The following is a 21,060-nucleotide window of genomic DNA, read 5'->3' as shown; positions in this document are numbered from 1 at the left end:
GTTAGAGTATGCAGCAGCGAATTGTCTGCAGTTTTTGCCAGGATCCTGTGGGTGGCATCAATCATCAGGCGTTGTGACTGAAAAAGATTTCTTTTTTTTCAGAATGTTAGCTGGGTGTGGTTGGCAGGTGAGGTTGTGGGGCGCATCACTGCCACTTCTGAGGGATTGCGGATGTTAAGTAACTCTTATACCATGGGCGGCGATGGTTCCTATAGGCGTGCTTAGCGCTCTGTGGGAAACCATTCCACCAGCGCAGGCGACCTTTGGGGCGATGGTCCGCTCATTTATATCGAACATCATAAATGAATGAGGAATAACGATGACAATCACCGTATCGTCGCGCCCCGGCGCTTTTCCTGGCATCGCGCCGACCCTGGTATTGACCGGCAGCGGAACCGGGGCTTTGCAGGCAACGATGAATGGCACCGCGGTTTCTGTAACCCTGGACGGCCAATCCCTTTACGCCAGCAATGACACCCAGTTTGCTGGCATTGATGCCAGCGCCGTTACCGGCGTCCAACTCTCCCTGTCCGACACAGTGTCCAACGCCGTTCTGACCGGTTCCAGCGGCGATGATTCGCTTTCCGGCGGGGCCGGGAATGACACGCTGATCGGCGGTTCCGGACGGGATACCCTGGTTGGAGGTGATGGCTATGATCAGGTGAATATTCCTGGTTTTGCTTATACCGATAATCTTTCCTCCGTTCTGGCTCCTGCCAGCGATAATTCAGGTTCTTTAATCCTGACTTATTCCAATGTGAATGGTGCGGGCCAGCGGGTGTTCAGTCAGGTTCAGTTGAGCGGTGTTGAGCAGGTGAATTTCACCGGTTCGCAGTTCTTCATTCAGGAAGGCACGGCCAGTGCGGATACGTTGATTGCCAGCAACGCGACGGGCTCGTCTTTTCTCAGTGGCGGTGCTGGCAATGACACGCTGACCGGCAGCAATTTCGGGGACATCATCTATGGTGGAGATGGAGATGATGTGATCAGCGGCGGTGGCGGCTATGGGCGTGACGTGTTGTCGGGCGGTGCGGGGAATGACAGCATCACCGGCAGCATGTCCGACGACACATTGAATGGCGGCTCCGGAAGCGACACGCTGATCGGTAATGGTGGCGACGATCTGGTTATTCACGATCATGTGGCCGGCAGCAGTGTCGGCGTTGCCATCACTGTTACGGACGGCAGCATTACGACCAGCCAGGGTGAGGTGGATACACTCACGGGGATTAAATATGTCTCCGTCGTGGGGGGATCCGGGAATGACACGATCACTGGATCGTCGCGGGCGGAAACCCTGGTCGGCGGAGCCGGTGCCGATCTGATTGACGGCGGTGCCGGGAATGATGTCATCATCGGTGGTGCTGGCGATACTCTGACCGGTGGTGCGGGCAATGATCGATTCAATATCATTACCGCGCAGGGGGGAACTGCGGGTATTACCCAGATAACCGATTTCGCCACCGGTGACCGCCTCTCCCTGCTGGCCAGTGACGGTATTACCAACCTCGCCTTGACCAGCTTGAAGCAGGGAACCGGGACTGGGGTGACATCAGGGCAGGTCGAATGGGAGGCTGTCCAGGGTGGTTACCGCTTCCATATCGGCACCGACACTGTCGCCGGGGCTGATCATATCATTGATATGATGGGCGCCTACGATCCTGGTGCCTTTGTGCTGACGGGTGGGGAATTATCCTATATTCCTGCAACCAATATAGTTATCACCGGTTCCTCTGAGATCGCTTATGGTGGCAATTACAATGACACCATCGTTGGTGGTGGCTATGGTTCCAGCATTTATGCCGGTGGTGGTGATGATCAGATCACTGTGCCGAGTGGTCGTTCTGCTAATATCGACGCGGGTAGTGGTAACGATACCATAACTGCTATTGGAAGTGCTACAATAACGGGTGGTGAGGGTTCGGATACCTACCGCGTCGGATTGAGTGGAAGTAGTTTTAGCACAAACTATGTGACGATCAATGATTTCGCTGTTGGCGACAAGATTGAGATTATAGGCTTCACCCCGCAGAAAGTTATAGCGGGCGCCAATTACTATTCGGGATATACTTCTCGGCCGAGTTTCGATGCGGGTAGCTTGGTGGTCAACCAGTTGGCCAATAAATCTGGGTTGCTCTTGTCAGTTTACACGAGTAACAGCTTTCCATCCGCGATGATCACGCTGGAGAATGTCTCTGACTATAATGGTTTGCGTTTCTCAGCTGATGGGAAGTTGATCTATCAGCCAACTTCCGTTGCGGGTCAGGTCCTGACAGGGACCAATGGTGCGGATACGCTGACGGGTGGCGATGGTCCGGACACGATTAATGGTGGAAACGGGCGCGACCTGATCCGTGGGGGCGGCGGTAACGACGTGATTGATGGGGGAACAGGCAATGATGTCATTCATGCCGGTCCCGGATTGAATCGCGTCGACGGTGGCGCCGGGGTGGATACGCTGGTATTGAAGGCCAACTACGCTGATATCCTTATCAACGTAGATAATAATGGGAATTTGCAGATCGGAGATATGAATTACTTTGGCGATGGGACCGTCTACACCAAAAATGTCGAAGTTCTCCATCTCAATGATCGCGTTCTTCTGCTGAACAACTATACGTCCTGGATCGATCATTCGGTCAAGTTAACGGGAACGACCTTCTATCAAGGCCCCTCCGTCAGCGACGGACCGTTCAATGAAGCCTTCTATCTGTCGGCTAATCCGGATGTGGCGGCGGCGGTATCGGCGGGGCTGCTTTCCAGCGGGCAACAGCATTATGACCTTTATGGTCGCGTTGAAGGGCGGATGCCCTCTGCCCCGATGTTTAGCCCCGGCCAGATCGGATTTGACGAGAAGCTCTATCTCGCCACCAATCCCGACGTGGCTCAGGCTGTCAGCGCTGGCGTGCTGAAGAACGCCTATCAGCATTACTATCTCTATGGCCAGTATGAAGGGCGTGATCCTAATGCTCTGTTCGACAGCAACTGGTACCTCGCCCACAACCCAGATGTGGCTGCGGCAGTGGCGTCAGGCAGTCTGCGGTCAGCGGCACAGCATTACGCGCAATATGGGGCGGGCGAAGGGCGGGACCCATCAGCGTCGTTTGATGTTTCCGCCTATCTGGCGGCGAATCCCGATCTTGTGGCGGCCGGCGTCAACCCCGCCTTCCATTATATGCAGTATGGTATAGCGGAAGGACGCGTTGCAGTCCCGGCCATTCAAGACTTCTGGGGATAACTATCTTATACTAGCGGCGCGAAATCATGACTGAAGCTTATGATTTCGCGCCGCTCAATCGCCGGCGGGCGCCACCGCCCGGTTCAGGCCGGGTGGTGGCCGCTCAGCAGTTCCACGGCGGTGGCCAGAATCTGGCCCTCCTTATTATAAAGGGTGGTCGCCCGCCCATGCACCCCATCGCCCGGTTGCCGCCCCAGCAGTCGGGCGATACCCTTATCTGCCTTCAGCGTCAGGAAGCCGGCCGGCTGGCTGCGGAACGGAACGCCGCAGGCGGACAGGATGGCCCCGAAGGGAATGCGCCGCTGGCGCACGGCAAACAGTGCCGCCGACGGCAGTGCGTCCAGATGCATCTCAATCAGCCCCAGCTCGGCGGGGATACCGCTGTCAGCACCGCTCAGCAGCACATGCCGGCGCAGGCGCGTCGTCTCTTCCGCCGTATGCAGCACGGTCAGGCGCATCCGTTCACCCCAGAAGGCCTCCAGCGTGGCCGTCATGCCATGATCATGGGCCAGCAGTTGCCGCGCCGTCTCCGGCAACGCTTCCGCGCTGATCCAATAGGGGGTGGGCGGCGTACCGCCCTCGGCCTGTAGGCGCAGGAAACCCGTCAACAGGTCAATCTCGGCGGGTGTGGCGGCGGGGGCGGTCATGTTACCGTAGGATGTATGGATGGGAATGCGTGCTTTCTGATTGGCGCGGACCATACGGCACTGTCGTGGCCCTGCCAAGGCATGGCGCAGCGGGGCAGGGGATGTCATCCCTTTGCACCTGTTCCGATGCTGCATCATCGTCATTTTCTGGCAGGGGCACCTCATGCGGGCGTGATTCGCTGCTGCGCCGGCTCTCTGGCTCCAGCTGGCTTGAAGGCACCGATTACCGCGCCTTGGCCCCGAAGCCGAAAAACAAGAAAATCCGAGCTTCTCTGAAAGCCTTGAAAAAAGCTGGATAATCTGTCGCGTGCGTCCCGCCATGCGCCGATGGCGGGGCCGGCGGGCTAAAATCGTGGCTGGGCGGGGTTGCAATGCGCCGCTGCCTGCGCTATTCCACCGCCCATCGTTAATCCCACACGTGGGCTTGCGGTGCCGATACTTGTATCTGCCGGACGGTCCGGCGGTCGGTGTCAGCATCGGTCCGGTGTTTGCCTGGCATGGTGCCGGGCGGACGTCGCCCACGGAGGAAGAACCGGAAAAGGACTTTTTCCTATGGCTATGCCGACCTTTACCATGCGTCAGCTGCTCGAAGCTGGCGTGCATTTCGGTCACCACACCCGCCGCTGGAACCCGAAGATGGCCCCGTACCTCTTCGGCGTGCGCAATGGCGTGCATATCATCGACCTGGAGCAGACCGTTCCGATGCTGCATCGCTCGATGCAGGCCGTTCGTGACGTGGTCGCCGGCGGTGGTCGCGTGCTGTTCGTCGGCACCAAGCGCGCCGCCCAGGAAAAGGTGGCCGAGGCTGCCAAGCGCTGCGGCCAGTACTATGTCAACCATCGTTGGCTCGGCGGTATGCTGACCAACTGGAAGACCATCTCCCAGTCCATCCGCCGCCTGAAGGAAATGGACGAGGCGCTGGTTTCTGGTGAAGGCTCCGGCCGCACCAAGAAGGAACTGCTCAACATGACCCGCGACCGCGATAAGCTGGAGCGCGCGCTGGGCGGTATCCGTGAAATGGGCGGCCTGCCCGACCTGCTGGTGATCATCGACACCAACAAGGAAAGCCTGGCCATCCAGGAAGCCAACAAGCTGGGCATCCCGGTTGTCGCCATCGTCGACAGCAACAGCGATCCGGACGGCATCACCTTCCCGGTGCCGGGCAACGACGACGCCCTGCGCGCCATCGAGACCTATTGCGATCTGCTGGCCGGCTCTGTGCTGGATGGTCTGCAGGCTGAAATGTCGGCTTCCGGCATCGATGTCGGTGCCCAGGAAGAAGCCCCGGTCGAAGTGCTGCCCGAGGAAGTGGCGGCTGAGGCCCAGGCCTGAGTTTGAGTGACCGCGGCCGGGCCGTACCCGATTGTCGGGGCGGTCCGGCCGTTGTGCTGTTCAGGGGTTGGCAACCATCGCGGCATCCGCTGCGGTGGTTGCTCACCTGTTTTTGACGATGACCCACCAATCCTAGCGGATAGAGAGGCGAATTATGGCCGAGATCACTGCTGCGCTCGTCAAGGAGCTGCGCGAGAAGACCGGTGCCGGCATGATGGACTGCAAGAAGGCGCTGGCCGAAACCGCCGGTGACACGGAAGCTGCCGTCGACTGGCTGCGCAAGAAGGGCCTCGCCGCCGCCGCCAAGAAGTCCGGCCGTGTCGCTGCCGAAGGTCTGGTTGGCGTTGCCGCCAACGGCGTGGTTGGCGCTGCCATCGAGCTGAACGCCGAAACCGATTTCGTGGCCCGCAACGATGCCTTCCAGGGCGCCGTCACCACGGTGGCCAAGCTGGCCGTTGACAGCAACGGCGACATCGAGTCGCTGAAGGCCACTGCCTATCCGGGCACCGGCCGCACCGTCGCCGAAGAGCTGACCCATCTGGTCGCCACCATCGGCGAGAACATGAACCTGCGCCGTATCGCCAAGCTGGAAGTGAAGGACGGCATCGTCGCCTCCTATGTTCACTCCGCTCTGGTTCCCGGCCTGGGCAAGATTGGCGTGCTGGTGGCCCTGGAATCCACGGGTGACAAGGCCAAGCTGGCCGATCTGGGTAAGCAGATCGCCATGCATGTCGCCGCTGCCCGTCCGGAAGCCCTGGACATTGCCGACGTGAGCACCGCCAACCTGGACCGCGAGCGCGCTGTTCTGGTTGAGCAGGCCCGTGCGAGCGGCAAGCCGGAGAATATCATCGAGAAGATGGTCGAGGGCCGCATCCGCAAGTATTATGAAGAAGTGGTGCTGCTGGAGCAGCTCTACGTCATCGACGGCGAAACCAAGATCCGCAAGGTCGTGGAAGCTGCCGCCAAGGACGTTGGCGCCCCGGTGACGCTGACCGGCTTCGTCCGCTTCCAGCTGGGCGAAGGCATCGAGAAGGAAGCGACGGACTTCGCGGCCGAAGTGGCCTCGATGGCGCGCTGATGCATACTGCCTGAATCCCGCCGCAATCGGGATTTAGGAGGCCGGTGTCCGGAAGGGCGCCGGTAGAAGTCTGCCAATCCGGGCGGGGAGCTTTCCCGCCCGGTTTTGCCCTGCATTCCCTGATCGAAAGGACCAACCCCGTGCCCGCTGCCGCCCGATACAAGCGCGTTCTGCTGAAGCTCTCTGGCGAAGCCCTGATGGGCGAACGGGAATATGGGCTTGATCCCAACGTCGTCGACCGGATGGCGCGGGAGATCAAGGCAGTCATCGAGATGGGGGTGGAGGTTTGCGCCGTCATTGGCGGCGGCAATATCTTCCGGGGTATTTCCGGCGCTGCATCGGGCATGGAACGTGCGACCGCCGATTATATGGGGATGCTGGCCACCGTGATGAACGCGCTGGCCGTGCAGAACGCCCTGGAAAAGGCTGGCGTGCCGACGCGCGTGCAGTCGGCCATCCCGATGGCCAGCGTCTGCGAACCCTATATCCGCCGCCGGGCGGAACGGCATATGGAAAAGGGCCGGGTGGTGATTTTCGCCGCCGGCACCGGCAATCCCTTCTTCACCACCGATACCGCCGCCGCCCTGCGCGCCTCTGAAATGGGCTGCGATGCGCTGCTGAAGGCGACGAAGGTGGATGGCGTCTACAGCGCCGATCCGAAGAAGGTGAAGGACGCGATCCGCTATGATCGCCTGACCTATCTCGATGTATTGTCGCGCGATCTGGCCGTGATGGACGCGTCGGCAATCTCGCTTGCCCGCGAAAACAAGATTCCGATCCTGGTATTCTCCATCGTGACCGACGGTGCCTTCGCCGAGGTCATGGGCGGGCAGGGCAAGTTCACCATCATAACCGAAGAGGCATAAGGTGGCCGCTCCCGACCTTAAGGACATGGAACGCCGCATGGCCGGCGCCCTGGAAACCCTTCGCAAGGAATTTGCCGGTCTGCGCACCGGTCGTGCTTCCGCCAACCTGCTGGAGCCGGTGGTGGTCGAGGCCTATGGCGCGACCGTGCCGCTGAACCAGGTGGCTAATGTCAGCGTGCCGGAGCCGCGCCTGATCTCCGTGCAGGTGTTCGACCGCAGCACGGTGAAGGCCGTGGAAAAGGCCATCCGTGACAGCGGCCTGGGCCTGAACCCGCAGACCGAGGGTTCCACCATCCGCGTGCCGATTCCGGAGCTGAATTCGGAGCGCCGCAAGGAGCTGACCAAGGTTGCCGCCAAATATGCCGAACAGACCCGCGTTGCCGTGCGCAATGTGCGTCGTGATGGCATGGATGCCGCCAAGAAGGCCCAGAAGGATGGCGACCTGTCCGAAGATGAGCTGAAGGGCCTGTCGGACAAGATCCAGACCGTGACCGACGCCCATATCAAGAAGATTGATGAGGCGCTGGCCACCAAGGAAAAGGAAATCCTGCAGGTCTGACGGCCGGCAGAGGGGAAGGGATCGGCCCGTCATGCACGGCACCGACAGCCAGGGTTTCGGGCCGCCGCCGGCGCATATTGCCATCATCATGGATGGCAATGGGCGTTGGGCGACGGCGCGCGGCTTGCCGCGAACCGCTGGTCACAAGCGGGGGGTGGACGCCGTCCGCAACGCCATTGAGGGCGCCCGCGAACTGGGGGTGCGCTACCTGACCCTCTACAGCTTCTCCACGGAGAACTGGAGCCGGCCGGAGGATGAGGTTTCAACCCTCATGCAGCTGCTGCGCTTCTATCTCCGCGGGGAGATTGCCAAGCTGCACAAGAATGGCATCCGCCTGCGGGTGATCGGCGACCGGCAGCGCCTGTCGCCGGATATCCAGGCGTTGATTGAGAATTCCGAGGCGCTGACGGCCGACAATCAGGACATGACCCTGGTGCTGGCGCTTTCCTATGGCGGGCGTCAGGAGCTGGTGGATGCGGCCCGTCGCATGGCCGAGTCCGTGGCGCGCGGTGACATGAGCCCCGGCGACATCAATGCCGAAAGCTTCAGCCAGCATCTGTTCACCGGCTCGGACATCCCCGACCCGGACCTGATGATCCGCACCAGCGGCGAAAAGCGGATCAGCAATTTCCTGCTCTGGCAGCTGGCCTATGCGGAGCTGGTTTTCGTGGATACGCTGTGGCCGGACTTCACCAAGCGTGATCTGGAGGAAGCCATCCGCGAATTCCACCGGCGGGATCGCCGCTTCGGCGCCACGGTGGGCAGCCGTTGAGCGTGCCGCCCCCCAAGAAGCGCCCGTCCGACCTCGCCCTGCGGGCGATATCGGCCGTGCTGCTGGGGCCGCCGGTGCTGGCCGCCGTCTGGCTGGGCGGCATCGCCTTTGATCTGCTGATTGCCCTGATTGCCGTGCTGGGGCTGCGCGAATGGGTGCGGCTGGCGGAGCCGGGGCAACAGCGCCTGCCGTTCAGCATCTCCCTGGTGGCCGTTGCCGCGGTGGTGGCGACCGATCTGTTTTCCGGCGCCCATGCGGCCGTGCTGCTGGCCCTGGGGGCCACCCCGGCGCTTTATCTGGCGGCCCATGCCACCCGCATGAAGCACCGGCTGCTGCTGGCAGCCGGCGTGCCCTATATCGCCCTGTCGCTGGTGTCGCTGGATTGGCTGCGCACGGAGAATGGGGAGGCGGGGCTCTCGCTGTTCCTGTTCCTGCTGCTCTCCATCTGGGCCACGGATATCGGGGCCTATGCTGCCGGGCGCACCATTGGCGGGCCGAAACTGGCACCGCGTATCAGCCCGAAAAAAACCTGGGCCGGCCTGATCGGCGGTATGGTGTCGGCGGCCCTGGCCGGTTTTGCTGTGGCCAGCTGGGCCGGGGCAGAAAAGCCCTGGCTGGCATTGATCATCGGCGCCCTGCTGGCCGTGGCCGGGCAGGCGGGCGACCTGTTCGAATCGCATATGAAGCGCCGGGTGGATATGAAGGATAGCGGGCGGCTGATCCCGGGTCATGGCGGCATTCTGGACCGCATTGACGGGCTGATCTTTGCCGCCCCGCTATTCGCGCTGATCCATGGTCTGGCCGGGGAATGGTTGCAATGGTGGTGATGTCAACAGCCCCCGCCCGCCGGGTGACGGTGCTGGGCAGTACCGGGTCCGTCGGTTCCAATACGGTGGAACTGCTGGCCGCCTATGCTGATCGTTTCGCGGTAGAGGCACTGGTCGCCAACGCCAATGTCGCCAAGCTGGCGGCCCAGGCCAAGCTGCTGCGGGCCAAGCTGGCCGTGGTGGCCGACCCTGCCCATTATGCGGCGCTGCGTGAGGCGCTGGCCGGCACGGGTATTGAGGTGGCGGCCGGGCCGGACGCGGTGGTGGAGGCGGCCCGCCGCCCGGCCGACTGGGTGATGGCGGCCATTGTCGGTGCCGCCGGGCTGGCCCCGACAATGGCCGCCATTGAACGCGGTGCCACCGTGGCCTTCGCCAATAAGGAAGTGCTGGTCTGCGCCGGCAATCTGGTGATGCAGGCCGTGCGCCGCCATGGCGCCACCCTGCTGCCGGTGGACAGCGAACATAGCGCCATCTTCCAGGTGTTCGACGAGAAGCGGCGCGAAGGCGTATCGCGGCTGGTGCTGACCGCCTCGGGCGGACCCTTCCGGGAAAAGAGCCTGGAAGAGATGCGGGCGATGAATCCGGCCCAGGCCTGCGCCCATCCCAACTGGTCGATGGGGGCCAAGATTTCCGTCGACAGCGCCAGCATGATGAATAAGGGGCTGGAACTGATCGAGGCCCACCATCTGTTCGCCATGCCGGAAGACCGCATCGATGTGCTGGTGCATCCGCAATCGGTGGTGCACAGCCTGGTCGAATATATTGACGGTTCCGTGCTGGCCCAGCTGGGCACGCCGGATATGCGCACGCCCATCGCCGTGGCCCTGGCCTGGCCGGAACGCATCGCCACCCCGGGCGACCGGCTGGACCTGATCAGGGCAGGGCGGTTGGACTTCCAGGCGCCTGACCCGGTGCGCTTCCCCGCTCTCTCGCTGGCCAGGGAAGCCTTGCGCGCCGGGGGGGCGGCCCCTACAGTGCTGAACGCGGCCAATGAGGTGGCGGTGGCGGCCTTCCTGCAAGGCCGCATCGGCTTCCTGGATATTGTCCGCGTGGTGGAGCGCACCCTGACAAGCTTCGGGCCGTCGTCGATCAGCACGCTGGCTGATGTGATGGCGGCAGATGGGGAAGCGCGGCGCCTTGCCTTTGCCGAAATTGCAGGTTAGTCCACCTGCTGACGATACGGAGCCTCGGGGCATTTGATGGAAGTTCTGAGCTTCATCTGGAATTACGGCATCATGTTCCTGGTGGTGCTGACCATTCTCGTCTTCGTGCACGAGATGGGGCACTTCCTGCTGGCCCGGCGCAATGGCGTGCGGGTGGAGGTTTTCTCGGTCGGTTTCGGGCCGGAGATTTTCGGCCGTACTGACCGTCACGGCACCCGCTGGAAATTCAGCGCCATTCCGCTGGGCGGCTATGTGAAGATGTTCGGCGATGCCGGGGCGGCCAGCACGCCCGGCGATGGGCTGAGCCAGATGAGTGCGGCGGACCGCGCCGTCTCCTTCCACCATAAAAGGGTGGGGCAGCGCATGGCCATCGTGGTGGCCGGGCCGATGGCGAATTTCCTGTTCGCCATCGTCGCCTTCGCCTTCATGTTCATGGTCTATGGCCAGCCCTATTCCACGCCGGTGGTGCTGGAAGTGGCCCCGGACGGTGCCGCCAATGAGGCGGGGATGAAGCCGGGTGACCGCATCATCCAGCTGGAAGGGGCCGCCGTTGAGCGGTTTGAGGATGTGCTGGGTGCCGTCATCATCAATCCCGGCAAGCCGCTGCACATGGTGGTGCAGCGCGCCGCGGCCGGGGAACCGGAAAAATTCGAGACGCATGAGATAGTTCTCACGCCGCGCCACGTGAAAGTGGAAGATCGTTTCGGCAATGTCCACACGATCGGCCGGATGGGCGTGATCCATGGGGGCTATGAATATCGCCGCCATACGCCGCTGAAAGCCGTCTGGGAAGCCGTCAAGGAGACGGTCGGATCGATTGAGAAGACCCTGGGTGTCATCTGGCAGATGATCAAGGGGGAACGGGAGACGACCGAGCTGGGCGGCTTTCTGGGTATTGCCCAGATGACCGGCCAGGTGGTGCAGGAAAATTTCGTGACGGTCCTGTGGTTCATGGCCGGCATGTCGATCAGCCTTGGCTTGATCAACCTGTTCCCCATTCCGATGCTGGACGGGGGACATTTGCTGTATTACGCACTGGAGGCCGTTCGTGGACGGCCTCTGGGGGAGCGGGCCCAGGAATATGGTTTCCGGGTGGGCCTGGCTTTGGTATTGAGCTTGATGCTATTCGCGACATGGAACGATCTTGTCCGTCTGCGTGTCGTCGACTTCGTCAAGAATGTCCTGTCATAGCCTTTTGGGGGAACAGTTGGTCTCGGTTTCCAGGTTCGCGGCACTGTGCCTGCTGCTCGGCGGCACGACCGCAACATCCGTCATCGCGCTTTCATCTGGCGCCATGGCCCAGGAGGCGTTTGATGGTGGCATCATCCGTGATGTCCGTGTCGAAGGCTCTCAGCGTATCGAAGGGGCGACGGTCCAGTCCTACCTGACGGTACGGGCTGGCGATCCGTTTGATCCGGCGAAGATCGATCAGTCGCTGAAGTCGCTGTTCGCCACCGGCTTGTTTGCCGACGTGGCGCTGCGCCGCGACGGCGGGACGCTGGTGGTGGCGGTGGTGGAAAACCCCATCATCAACCGCATCGCCTTTGAAGGGAACAAGCGGGTCAAGACCGAGGATATCACGGCGGAGGTGCAGCTGCGCCCCCGCACGGTCTATACCCGTACCCGCGTGCAGAACGATGTGGAGCGCATCCAGGAGATCTATCGCCGGAAGGGCCGCTTCGCCGCCCGGATCGAGCCGAAGATCGTGCAGCTGGAGCAGAACCGCGTCGATCTGATCTTCGAGATCGACGAAGGCCAGATGACGGGTGTGCAGGCCATCAGCTTCGTGAACAATAATGTGTTCGACGACAGCGAACTGCGCGAGATCATGATCACCAAGGAATCGCGCTGGTGGCGGTTCCTGTCGTCCAACGACAATTATGATCCCGAGCGCCTGCGCTATGACCAGGAGCAGATTCGCCGGCATTATCTGCGCAATGGCTATGCCGACTTCAAGGTGCTGACGGCGGTGGCGGAACTGACGCCCGACCGTGAAGATTTCTTCATCACCCTGACGGTGGATGAGGGCAAGCGCTACAAGTTCGGCAAGATCGAGATCACCAGCGACATTCCCGATCTGGATATTGCCCCGCTCTATCAGGCGCTGAACACGGTCAGCGGTGACTGGTATAATGGCGACAAGATCGAAGAATCGATCAAGGCGCTGCAGGACCGGCTGGGCGATCTGCAATATCCGTTCGTCGAAGTCGACCCGCTGCTGGAACGCAACCAGGAAGACCAGACGATCGATCTGCTGTTCGAAATGAAGCAGAGCCCGCGCGTCTTTGTGGAGCGGATCGACGTCAACGGCAATTACCGCACGCTGGACAAGGTGGTCCGGCGCGAAATCCTGCTGGTGGAAGGTGACCCGTTCAGCATTTCCAAGGTGCGCCGGTCTGAACAGCGCATCAAGGATCTGGGCTATTTCCTGGAAGCCACCATCACCCCGAAGGAGGGCAGCTCGCCCGACCAGGCGGTGCTGACGGTCGATGTGCAGGAAGATTCCAGCGGTGAAATTCAGCTGGGTGCCGGTTACTCCACCACCGACGGCGCTTTGCTGGACTTCTCCTTCCGCGAACGCAACCTGATGGGTAAGGGCCAGGATCTGCGCCTGTCCACCACCCTGTCCAAGCGCACGTTCGAGGTCGATCTGGGCCTGACAGAGCCTTATTTCCTGGACCGCGATCTGGCGGCTGGTGTTGACCTGTTCCGCATCGTGCGCGATGATTCCCGTTACTATTCCTACAGTCTGGAAAGCACGGGCGTGACCTTCCGCCTGGGCTTCCCGCTGTCGGAAAAGCTGCGTCAGCGCCTGTCTTACTCGTTGAGCCAGAACAAGATCGACAATGTCCAGCTGGGATCCTCTCGCTTCCTGCTGGATCAGCGCGGCTCGACGGTGACCTCGGCGGTGGAAAGCCAGCTGTTGTGGGATGAGCGCGACAGCCGGCTGGAGCCGACGTCGGGCTTCTATTTCCTGCTGTCAAACCAGCTGGCTGGTCTGGGCGGTGATACGCGTTACCTGCGCAACCGCATTACCGGCGGCACCTATTGGGAGCCGTTTGATCAGGTGGTGCTGGGCCTGACGACAGAGGCTGGCTATATCTGGGGCATGGGTGAGAAGCTGCGCATCAATGACCGCTTCTTCCTGGGTGGCGATACGCTGCGCGGCTTTGAAGTGGGTGGTGTCGGCCCGCGCAACGTGCCCAACATGAATAATAAGGATAACAGCGACTCGCTGGGTGGTACCATCTTTACCCGCGCCAGCCTGGAACTGACCAGCAAGCTGGGCTTGCCGGATGAGCTGGGTGTGAAGGCACATATGTTCAGTGACGCCGGTACGCTGTCCTCCTCCAAGGAGACGCCGGGCCAGGGCGACATGTTCTATGACAGCAACAAGATCCGCGCCTCGGTGGGCGTGGGTGTGTCGTGGAAGTCGCCCTTCGGCCCGATTCGCCTCGACTTGGCCTATCCGTTCTCCAAGGAACCCTATGACCGGACCGAACAGCTGAAATTCAGCTTCGGTACGCGCTTCTGATGATGCGGCGGGCGGGTTCTTCCTCCCTGCGCTGGCTGATTGCCGGTCTGGCCCTGATGGCGAGCCCGGCAATCAGTGGCGCCGCTCCGGCGGTGGCGCAGGAACCTGCCGGCCCGACTCTGCCTGCTGCGCTGGCCCAGGTGGTGGGAGAGCCGACATCGGTGCCAGCGGCACCCGCCGGCCCAGCGCGCAAGGGCAGCCTGCCCTATGCCCAGGTGGCGGTGGTGGATGTGCAGCGTATCCTGCAGGATGCCGCCGTCATGCGGTCCATCCAGCAGCAGCTGGACCGGCAGAAGGATCAGTTCCAGCGGGAGGTCGGTGCCCAGCAGGAACAGCTGCGGGTGGCCGAACAGGATTTGGCCAAGCTGCGCCAGTCGGTGGCGGTGGAAGAGTTTGATCGCAAGCGCACCGATTTTGAAAGCCAGGTTTCGGCCATGGGCCGCGCCCTGCAGGAACGGACCCGCCGCCTGGATGTGGCCTTTAATCAGGCCCGGAACAGCGCCATCAACACGCTGGATCAGGTGATCGCCGAGGTAGCCAAGGAGAATGGCGCCACCCTGGTGATTTCCCGCCAGTTCATCGTCTATCAGGCGGGAACGGCGGGCGACATCACGGACGAGGTGATGCAGCGGCTGAATGCACGTCTGCCGGAAATCATCGTCAATCTGCCGCCCTCACCCTGACGGCTATTTGATTTTCCCTGCTCTTATCCTTTCGTCCAGAGGTCCATCCCATGGCCGATCCCCGTTTCTTTGACCGCGCCGGCCCCTTCACCCTGGCCGCACTGGCTGCCTTGTCCGGGGCGGAGGTGGTGCCCGGTGCCGCCCCCGACCTGCTGTTGCATGATGTGGCACCGCTGGATGGGGCAGGGGAGGGGCAGCTTTCCTTCCTCGATAACCGCAAATATCTGGACGCGTTCAGCGCCAGCAAAGCGGCGGCCTGTGTCGTGCATCCGGCCCTGGCCGACAAGGCGCCGGCCGGCATGGCGCTGCTGCTGTCGAAAAAACCCTATCGTTCCTACGCGCTCTGCGCCCAGGCCTTCTACCCGCTGCCCCAGGCCAGCGGGGTGATTTCTCCGGCCGCCCATGTGGATGCTACGGCGGTGCTGGGGCAGGGGGTGGAGATCGCGGCCGGGGTGGTGGTGGAGGCAGGCGCCGTTATCGGTGACCGGGTACGCATCGCCCCCAATGCCGTCATCGGCCGCAATGTGCAGATCGGCGCCGATACCATCATCGGCGCCTGCGCCTCCCTGTCCCATTGCATCATCGGGGCGCGGGTGATGATCTATCCCGGTGCGCGCATCGGGCAGGATGGTTTCGGCTTTGCCATGGATATCGACCGGCATGTCCGGGTGCCGCAGCTGGGCCGCGTCATCATTGAAGATGATGTGGAGGTGGGGGCCAATGTCACCATCGATCGCGGGGCGGGGCCCGATACGTTGATTGGCCGGGGCTGCATGATTGATAATCTGGTGCAGATCGGGCACAACGTCCAGCTCGGGGCCGGCTGCGTCATCGTGGCCCAGTCCGGCATTTCGGGAAGTACCAGGTTTGGCCATCATGCCGTGTTGGCGGCGCAGGCGGGCGTTGCCGGTCATCTGACCATCGGCGCCGGTGCGCGCATCGCGGCACAGAGCGGCGTCATGCGGGACGTGGAGCCCGGCACGGAGGTGTTCGGCACCCCCGCTTTGCCGAAGCGCCAATATTTCCGGCAGGTCGCCATGATGGGCCGGCTTGTCAGGGGCAAAAGTGGACAAGGCGATGAACGCGACGGCGGATAATCAGGTTTTGGAGCAGCTCGACATTCTGCGGATCATGCAGATGATCCCGCACCGTTACCCCATGCTGCTGGTGGATAAGGTGCGCGACATTGTGCCGGGGGAAAGCTGCACCGGCATCAAGAATGTCACGGTGAACGAGCCGATCTTTACCGGCCATTTCCCGCAGAAGCCGGTGTTCCCCGGCGTGCTGATCGTGGAAGCCATGGCGCAGACCTCTGCCATTCTGGTGATGCACACGCTGGGGCAGGAGGCAGAGGGGCGGCTGGTCTATTTCATGGGCATTGAAGAGGCGAAATTCCGCCGCCCCATCGTGCCGGGTGACCAGATCCATATCAAGGTGCAGCGCCTGCAGAACCGCCGCAATGTCTGGAAGTTCAAGGCAGGGGCTTTTGTTGACGGCAATCTGCACGCCGAAGCCACATATTCTGCCATGATTGTCATGGATAGTGAGAAGGCGTGAAGCGATGGGCTGGGGGCGTTGGCCCCTGGCCTCCGCGCCCCCTTGATCCCTTGCGACGGAACCATCCGCACATGACCAGTTTTATCCATCCCTCTGCCATCGTCGATTCTGCCGCCCAGATCGGCAATGACGTGCATATCGGCCCGTTCTGTGTTGTCGGTCCCGATGTGGTGCTGGGGGATCATGTGCGGCTGGTCAGCCATGTCGCGGTCGATGGCCGCACCCGCATCGGGTCTGGTACTGTGGTCTATCCCTTTGCCAGCCTGGGCCACCCGCCGCAGGATTTGAAGTATAAGGGGGAGCCGTCGGAACTGATCATCGGCTCCAACAACAAAATCCGCGAGCAGGTCACCATGAATCCCGGCACCGAGGGTGGCGGCATGGTGACGCGCGTGGGCAATGGCGGGCTGTTCATGGTCGGTGTCCATATCGGCCATGACTGCGTCGTCGGCGACAATGTGATCTTCGCCAACAATGCCACGCTGGGCGGGCATGTGGAGGTGGGGGATTATGCGGTGCTGGGCGGCCTGTCGGCCGTGCATCAATGGGTGCGCATCGGCGCCCATGCCATGATCGGTGGCATGTCGGGCGTGGAGGCTGATGTCATCCCCTATGGTCTGGTCAAGGGCGAACGGGCCTTTCTGGCCGGTCTCAATCTGGTGGGGCTGGAACGGCGCGGCTTCAACCGGGAACAGATCGGCGCCCTGCGCAACGGTTTCAAGCGCATCTTCACCGCCGGTGAAGGCACCATGGCGGAACGCATGGAAGCGGCCGCGACGGAGTTCGCGGATAGTGAGCTGGTGGCCGCCATGCTGGATTTCCTGGCCAAGCGCGGATCGCGTGCGCTGACCCTGCCGCGCTGAGGCGGGGTGATGGCGGCTAAACTCGGCATTCTCGCCGGTGGCGGTGACCTGCCGGTCCGGCTGGTGGAGACGTGCCGCCGCGATGGGCGGGAATTTTTCCTGATCGCCCTGGAAGGGCAGGCGGAGCCGGACTGGCTCTCGCCCGCCATTCCGCACGCCTGGTTCCGCATGGGCGCGGCCGGGGCCATCCTGGATCGGCTGAAGGCCGAACGGGTGGTGGAGATTGTGCTGGCCGGCCGGGTGCGCCGCCCCTCCCTGGCTGAATTGCGGCCGGATTGGAAGGCCACCCAGTTTTTCACCCGTATCGGTATGAAGGCGCTGGGGGATGATGGCTTGCTGCGCGGCGTGGCGCAGGTGCTGGAGCAGGAAGGATTCCGGGTGGTTGGGGTGCAGAATCTGATCACCGACCTGTTGACCCCCACCGGCCCGCTGGGCAGCACCCGTGCCGATGAACAGGCGCTGGCCGATATTGCCCACGGTCTGCGCGTGGCGCGGGCGCTGGGGGAGCTGGATATCGGCCAGTCCGTGGTGGTGCAGCAGGGTGTGGTGTTGGGGGTAGAAGCCATTGAAGGGACTGATGCGCTGATCCAGCGTTGTGGTCCGCTGCGCCGGCCCGGTGCGGGACCGGTGTTGGTGAAATGCGCCAAGCCGCAGCAGGATCGCCGGCTGGACCTGCCGGCCCTGGGGCCGGATACGGTGGCCCATTGCGTGGCGGGGGGCTTTGCCGGGATCGCCATGCAGGCCGGCAATACCCTGTTCCTGGGCCGGGAGCAGGCGGTGACCGCTGCTGACGCCGCCGGCCTGTTCCTGCTGGGGATTGAGGCATGAGCGCGCCGCTGATTTTCCTGGTGGCGGGGGAGCCATCGGGCGATGTGCTGGGTGCCCGGCTGATGGCCGGGCTGAAGCAGGCCACCGGCGGGCAGGTGCGTTTTGCCGGCATCGGTGGCGATCGCATGATCGCGGAGGGGCTGGACAGCCTGTTCCCGATGGAGGAACTGACCCTGTTCGGGCTGGCCGAACTGTTGCCCAAACTGCCCAATATCCTGCGCCGCATCCGCCAGACCGCCGATACCATCCTGGACCTGAAGCCGGATGCTGTGGTCACCATCGATGCGCCGGACTTCTGCTTCCGCGTGGCGAAGAAGGTGCGGCGGGCCGACCCGTCGATCAAGCTGATCCATTATGTTGCCCCCACCGTCTGGGCCTGGCGGCCGGGGCGGGCCCGGAAGATCGCCGCTTTTCTCGACCATCTGCTGGTGCTGCTGCCGTTTGAGCCGCCTTATTTTGAGAAGGTCGGGCTGCCTGCCACCTTTGTCGGCCATTCCATCGTTGAGGCCGGGGTGGAGCAGGGGGATGGCGCGGCCTTCCGCGCCCGCCATGGCATCGCGCCCGAAACCAAGCTGCTGACTGTGCTGCCCGGCAGCCGGCGCAGCGAAATCAAGGTGCTGCTGCCGGATTTCGGCCATGCGCTTTCTATTCTGGCGCAACGCCATCCCGATCTGCGGGTGGTGGTGCCGACGCTGGGCAAGGTGGCCGGGCCGGTGCGCGAGGCGGTGGCAGGCTGGCCGCTTGCCCCGATTGTGGTGGAGGGTGATGCGGCGAAATATGGCGCCTTCGCCGCCTCCACCGCCGCGCTGGCGGCCAGCGGCACGGTGGCGCTGGAATTGGCACTGGCGCGGCTGCCGGCCATCATCGCCTATCGCATCCACCCGTTGACCTACCGGCTCTACCGCCGGCTGATCCGGGTGAAATATGCCAATCTGGTCAACATCATGCAGGACCGGATGCTGGTACCGGAATATCTGCAGGGTGATTGCGTGCCCGACCGTCTGGCCGAGGGGGTGGATCGGCTGCTGAGCGATCCAACGGCCCGGCAGGCGCAGATCGATGGTGTGGCGGAAGTGGCCCGCTGGCTGGGCCAGGGGGAAGAAAAGCCCCCCAGCCGCCGCGCCGCCGATGCGGTGCTGGCGGTGATCAAGGGGTAGTGCCCGTTTGGGTGCGGAGCCCGCTGCCAGTCAGCCAAAACACGCCCTAAGGGTGGCCGGCCAGTGCGGCAACGTAATCCTCCCGCCAGCGGGTGATATCGTGGGTGCGGAGGTGCCGCAGCATGGCCGCGTGCCGTTCCTTGCGCTCCGCCAGGGGCATGTGCAGGGCACGCTGCAGGCATTCCGCCACCTCGCCGGTGTCATAGGGGTTGACCTGCAGCGCTTCCTCCAGCTCCCGCGCGGCGCCGGCGAAGCGGGACAGCACCAGCACGCCGGGATCGTCCGGGTCTTGGGCTGCGACATATTCCTTGGCGACCAGATTCATCCCGTCACGCAGCGGTGTCACCAGCCCCACCTGGGCGGCGCGATAGAATCCGGCCAGGGTGCGCCGCCCGAAACTGCGGTTGAGGTAGCGGATGGGCACCCAGTCGAAATCGGCAAAGTGGCCATTAATATGGCCGGCCATGGTTTCCAGCTCCCGCCTGATCTGCTGATATTCCGTCACATCGCTGCGTGATGGCGGGGCGATCTGCAGGAAACTGACGGCGGAGAGATTTTCCGGATAGCGATCCAGCAATTCCTGAAAGGCGGTAAAACGCTGGGGCAGGCCCTTGGAATAATCCAGCCGATCCACGCCGACGATCAGGGCGCGCCCCACCAGGCTGTCCCGCAGCCGTTGCGTCGCCTCGCTTTGGGCGGCCTGGGCCGCCAGTTTCTCCAGATTGGTGGTATCGATGCTGATGGGGAAGACACGCGCCTCAACGCGATGGCCATCGGCGGCGGTGATGCAGGCCGACGCGCCATCTTCTGCCATCTCTACCGTGCCGGCACCGCTCGTCGCCACACATTGGGTGAAGCAGCCCAGATCGTCACGCGTATGGAAGCCGATCAGGTCATAGGCGCAGAGGCTCTCCACCAGCTCCACCATGGCCGGCAAGGCCGACAGGATTTCCGGCGATGGCCAGGGTGTATGCAGGAAAAAGCCCATCCGTTGGCCGTGTCCGCGCCGGCGCAATTCCTGCCCCAGCGGCATCAGATGATAATCATGCACCCAGACCAGATCCTGGTCGCGCAGCAGGGGTGTCACCTTTTCGGCAAACAACGCATTGACGCGGCGATAGGCTTCATAGGTGGCAGCATCAAAGCTGGCCAGATCCAGCCGGTAATGCAGCAGCGGCCACAGGGTCGCGTTGGCATAGCCATTATAATATTCATCATGGTCACGCCGGCTGAGCGGCATGGTGGCATAGGTGATGTTGCCCGCTTTTTTCAGAATCGGCTCGGTGGCCTCTGCGCTCTCCTCAATCTCTCCGTTCCAGCCGAACCAGATGCCGCCCTGACGCTTCAGGGCCTCCAGAATGGCGACAGCCAGGCCGCCGGCCTGGCTTTTCCCCTCGGTTACCGGTGCAACCCGGTTGGAGATGATAATGAGACGGTTCACCTGCCTTGTCCCCCGATGGCTTTAACGGATGCCCAACGACCAGGGTTGGCCGGGGCATCGGCGGTAACGCTGTGACAGGAAAAAGGGTCCGTCCGGCAGGCGGGAATCAGCCATGCCTCCGTTATGATCAGCGGCGGCCGGGGGCACCGTGCCCTAAGGTGTGACTATTCCGCAGCATCATGCTGCGGCGCGAAGCTGGCATCGTTGGAAATGGTTGGTAACCGGTTACCAAACGTCAGAACAAGCATGCATGACGGGTTTCTTATTTTGCACTTGCACAATGGGGGTGAGGCGCGCATAGTCTGTCTTGCGACACGGCCCTATGCCCTCTGTCGTAACGCACTTCTTGGGCGTTTCCTCCCTAAACTCAGGCCGTGGCAATGCCACGGCCTTTTTTCTTGCCCAGCGGCGGGGAGGGGCGGAACCGGTAGTGAAATTACCGGTTCCGGTTCGTCATCTGAATGGTTTGGTTAACGCCGATCTCGTTCAGGGGAGCGCCAGAAGCTGAACACCT

18 protein-coding genes are annotated in these 21,060 nt (G+C 62.5%); 16 read left to right on the top strand and 2 right to left on the bottom strand.

Features of this window, described 5'->3' with window-relative positions; all coding sequences use genetic code 11:
• The first annotated feature begins 319 nt into the window (after window positions 1-319).
• Window positions 320-3,238, top strand: coding sequence for a hypothetical protein (locus PCJ49_RS06965; protein WP_269910303.1), 2,919 nt, complete (start codon window positions 320-322; stop codon window positions 3,236-3,238).
• Between the two features lie 83 nt (window positions 3,239-3,321).
• Here the strand turns inward: PCJ49_RS06965 and PCJ49_RS06960 are convergent, their stop codons facing one another.
• Window positions 3,322-3,993 carry a hypothetical protein gene (locus PCJ49_RS06960; RefSeq protein ID WP_269910302.1) on the bottom strand — a complete coding sequence of 224 codons (672 nt, stop codon included), beginning with the start codon at window positions 3,991-3,993 and terminating at the stop codon, window positions 3,322-3,324.
• A 444-nt stretch (window positions 3,994-4,437) separates the two neighbouring features.
• On the opposite strand from PCJ49_RS06960, the gene rpsB reads away from it, so the two are divergent.
• The 15 genes from rpsB (at window position 4,438) to lpxB (ending at window position 19,105) form a co-directional block, all read left to right on the top strand.
• Complete coding sequence (gene rpsB / locus PCJ49_RS06955; protein ID WP_089290025.1) at window positions 4,438-5,217, top strand: 30S ribosomal protein S2; 780 nt, start codon at window positions 4,438-4,440, stop codon at window positions 5,215-5,217.
• Window positions 5,218-5,371: 154 nt separating this feature from the next.
• Complete coding sequence (gene tsf, locus PCJ49_RS06950) at window positions 5,372-6,295, top strand: translation elongation factor Ts (RefSeq protein WP_269910301.1); 924 nt, start codon at window positions 5,372-5,374, stop codon at window positions 6,293-6,295.
• A 140-nt stretch (window positions 6,296-6,435) separates the two neighbouring features.
• Window positions 6,436-7,161 (top strand): UMP kinase, encoded by a 726-nt coding sequence (gene pyrH / locus PCJ49_RS06945; RefSeq protein ID WP_089290082.1) that lies wholly within the window; start codon window positions 6,436-6,438, stop codon window positions 7,159-7,161.
• Window position 7,162: 1 nt separating this feature from the next.
• The gene (gene frr / locus PCJ49_RS06940) at window positions 7,163-7,720 is read left to right on the top strand and encodes a ribosome recycling factor (RefSeq protein ID WP_089290023.1); all 558 of its coding nucleotides are present in this window, start codon (window positions 7,163-7,165) and stop codon (window positions 7,718-7,720) included.
• A 31-nt stretch (window positions 7,721-7,751) separates the two neighbouring features.
• The gene (locus PCJ49_RS06935) at window positions 7,752-8,492 is read left to right on the top strand and encodes an isoprenyl transferase (RefSeq protein ID WP_269910300.1); all 741 of its coding nucleotides are present in this window, start codon (window positions 7,752-7,754) and stop codon (window positions 8,490-8,492) included.
• A gap of 2 nt (window positions 8,493-8,494) precedes the next feature.
• Window positions 8,495-9,319, top strand: coding sequence for a phosphatidate cytidylyltransferase (locus PCJ49_RS06930; protein WP_269910508.1), 825 nt, complete (start codon window positions 8,495-8,497; stop codon window positions 9,317-9,319).
• Complete coding sequence (locus PCJ49_RS06925; RefSeq protein WP_269910299.1) at window positions 9,310-10,482, top strand: 1-deoxy-D-xylulose-5-phosphate reductoisomerase; 1,173 nt, start codon at window positions 9,310-9,312, stop codon at window positions 10,480-10,482. Before PCJ49_RS06930 ends, PCJ49_RS06925 begins: the two co-directional genes overlap by 10 nt.
• A 36-nt stretch (window positions 10,483-10,518) precedes the next feature.
• Window positions 10,519-11,673 carry an RIP metalloprotease RseP gene (gene rseP / locus PCJ49_RS06920; RefSeq protein ID WP_269910298.1) on the top strand — a complete coding sequence of 385 codons (1,155 nt, stop codon included), beginning with the start codon at window positions 10,519-10,521 and terminating at the stop codon, window positions 11,671-11,673.
• Between the two features lie 16 nt (window positions 11,674-11,689).
• Complete coding sequence (bamA, locus tag PCJ49_RS06915; RefSeq protein ID WP_269910297.1) at window positions 11,690-14,017, top strand: outer membrane protein assembly factor BamA; 2,328 nt, start codon at window positions 11,690-11,692, stop codon at window positions 14,015-14,017.
• Window positions 14,017-14,700: an OmpH family outer membrane protein gene (locus PCJ49_RS06910; protein ID WP_269910296.1), complete on the top strand. Its 684-nt coding sequence runs from the start codon at window positions 14,017-14,019 to the stop codon at window positions 14,698-14,700. The genes bamA and PCJ49_RS06910 overlap by 1 nt, the downstream gene beginning before the upstream one ends.
• A gap of 50 nt (window positions 14,701-14,750) precedes the next feature.
• Window positions 14,751-15,797: a UDP-3-O-(3-hydroxymyristoyl)glucosamine N-acyltransferase gene (lpxD, locus tag PCJ49_RS06905; protein ID WP_269910295.1), complete on the top strand. Its 1,047-nt coding sequence runs from the start codon at window positions 14,751-14,753 to the stop codon at window positions 15,795-15,797.
• Entirely contained in the window at window positions 15,778-16,257 is a 480-nt protein-coding gene (fabZ, locus tag PCJ49_RS06900) for a 3-hydroxyacyl-ACP dehydratase FabZ (protein ID WP_089290016.1), read from the top strand. The genes lpxD and fabZ overlap by 20 nt, the downstream gene beginning before the upstream one ends.
• A gap of 71 nt (window positions 16,258-16,328) precedes the next feature.
• Window positions 16,329-17,120, top strand: a complete 792-nt coding sequence (gene lpxA / locus PCJ49_RS06895) for an acyl-ACP--UDP-N-acetylglucosamine O-acyltransferase (RefSeq protein WP_269910294.1) — start codon at window positions 16,329-16,331, stop codon at window positions 17,118-17,120.
• Between the two features lie 9 nt (window positions 17,121-17,129).
• Window positions 17,130-17,948, top strand: a complete 819-nt coding sequence (lpxI, locus tag PCJ49_RS06890; protein WP_269910293.1) for a UDP-2,3-diacylglucosamine diphosphatase LpxI — start codon at window positions 17,130-17,132, stop codon at window positions 17,946-17,948.
• Window positions 17,945-19,105 (top strand): lipid-A-disaccharide synthase, encoded by a 1,161-nt coding sequence (gene lpxB, locus PCJ49_RS06885; protein ID WP_269910292.1) that lies wholly within the window; start codon window positions 17,945-17,947, stop codon window positions 19,103-19,105. The genes lpxI and lpxB overlap by 4 nt, the downstream gene beginning before the upstream one ends.
• A gap of 46 nt (window positions 19,106-19,151) precedes the next feature.
• On the opposite strand, the gene otsA is transcribed toward lpxB, so the two are convergent.
• Window positions 19,152-20,546 (bottom strand): alpha,alpha-trehalose-phosphate synthase (UDP-forming), encoded by a 1,395-nt coding sequence (gene otsA, locus PCJ49_RS06880; protein WP_269910291.1) that lies wholly within the window; start codon window positions 20,544-20,546, stop codon window positions 19,152-19,154.
• Between the last annotated feature and the right edge of the window lie 514 nt (window positions 20,547-21,060).

It is taken from the genome of Niveispirillum sp. BGYR6 (assembly GCF_027568365.1).
In the GTDB taxonomy this organism is placed as follows: domain Bacteria; phylum Pseudomonadota; class Alphaproteobacteria; order Azospirillales; family Azospirillaceae; genus Niveispirillum.
Note: the sequence above shows the minus strand (reverse complement) of the source record. Positions and strands in the feature narration are given on the sequence as shown.

What these genes read in the sequence shown, in the direction of transcription:
- PCJ49_RS06965 (WP_269910303.1), top strand. Translation starts at nt 320, where the DNA reads ATGACAATCACCGTATCGTCGCGCCCCGGCGCTTTTCCTGGCATCGCG.
- PCJ49_RS06960 (WP_269910302.1), bottom strand. Translation starts at nt 3,993, where the DNA reads ATGACATCCCCTGCCCCGCTGCGCCATGCCTTGGCAGGGCCACGACAG.
- rpsB (WP_089290025.1), top strand. Translation starts at nt 4,438, where the DNA reads ATGGCTATGCCGACCTTTACCATGCGTCAGCTGCTCGAAGCTGGCGTG.
- tsf (WP_269910301.1), top strand. Translation starts at nt 5,372, where the DNA reads ATGGCCGAGATCACTGCTGCGCTCGTCAAGGAGCTGCGCGAGAAGACC.
- PCJ49_RS06935 (WP_269910300.1), top strand. Translation starts at nt 7,752, where the DNA reads ATGCACGGCACCGACAGCCAGGGTTTCGGGCCGCCGCCGGCGCATATT.
- PCJ49_RS06925 (WP_269910299.1), top strand. Translation starts at nt 9,310, where the DNA reads ATGGTGGTGATGTCAACAGCCCCCGCCCGCCGGGTGACGGTGCTGGGC.
- rseP (WP_269910298.1), top strand. Translation starts at nt 10,519, where the DNA reads ATGGAAGTTCTGAGCTTCATCTGGAATTACGGCATCATGTTCCTGGTG.
- PCJ49_RS06910 (WP_269910296.1), top strand. Translation starts at nt 14,017, where the DNA reads ATGATGCGGCGGGCGGGTTCTTCCTCCCTGCGCTGGCTGATTGCCGGT.
- lpxD (WP_269910295.1), top strand. Translation starts at nt 14,751, where the DNA reads ATGGCCGATCCCCGTTTCTTTGACCGCGCCGGCCCCTTCACCCTGGCC.
- fabZ (WP_089290016.1), top strand. Translation starts at nt 15,778, where the DNA reads ATGAACGCGACGGCGGATAATCAGGTTTTGGAGCAGCTCGACATTCTG.
- lpxA (WP_269910294.1), top strand. Translation starts at nt 16,329, where the DNA reads ATGACCAGTTTTATCCATCCCTCTGCCATCGTCGATTCTGCCGCCCAG.
- lpxI (WP_269910293.1), top strand. Translation starts at nt 17,130, where the DNA reads ATGGCGGCTAAACTCGGCATTCTCGCCGGTGGCGGTGACCTGCCGGTC.
- lpxB (WP_269910292.1), top strand. Translation starts at nt 17,945, where the DNA reads ATGAGCGCGCCGCTGATTTTCCTGGTGGCGGGGGAGCCATCGGGCGAT.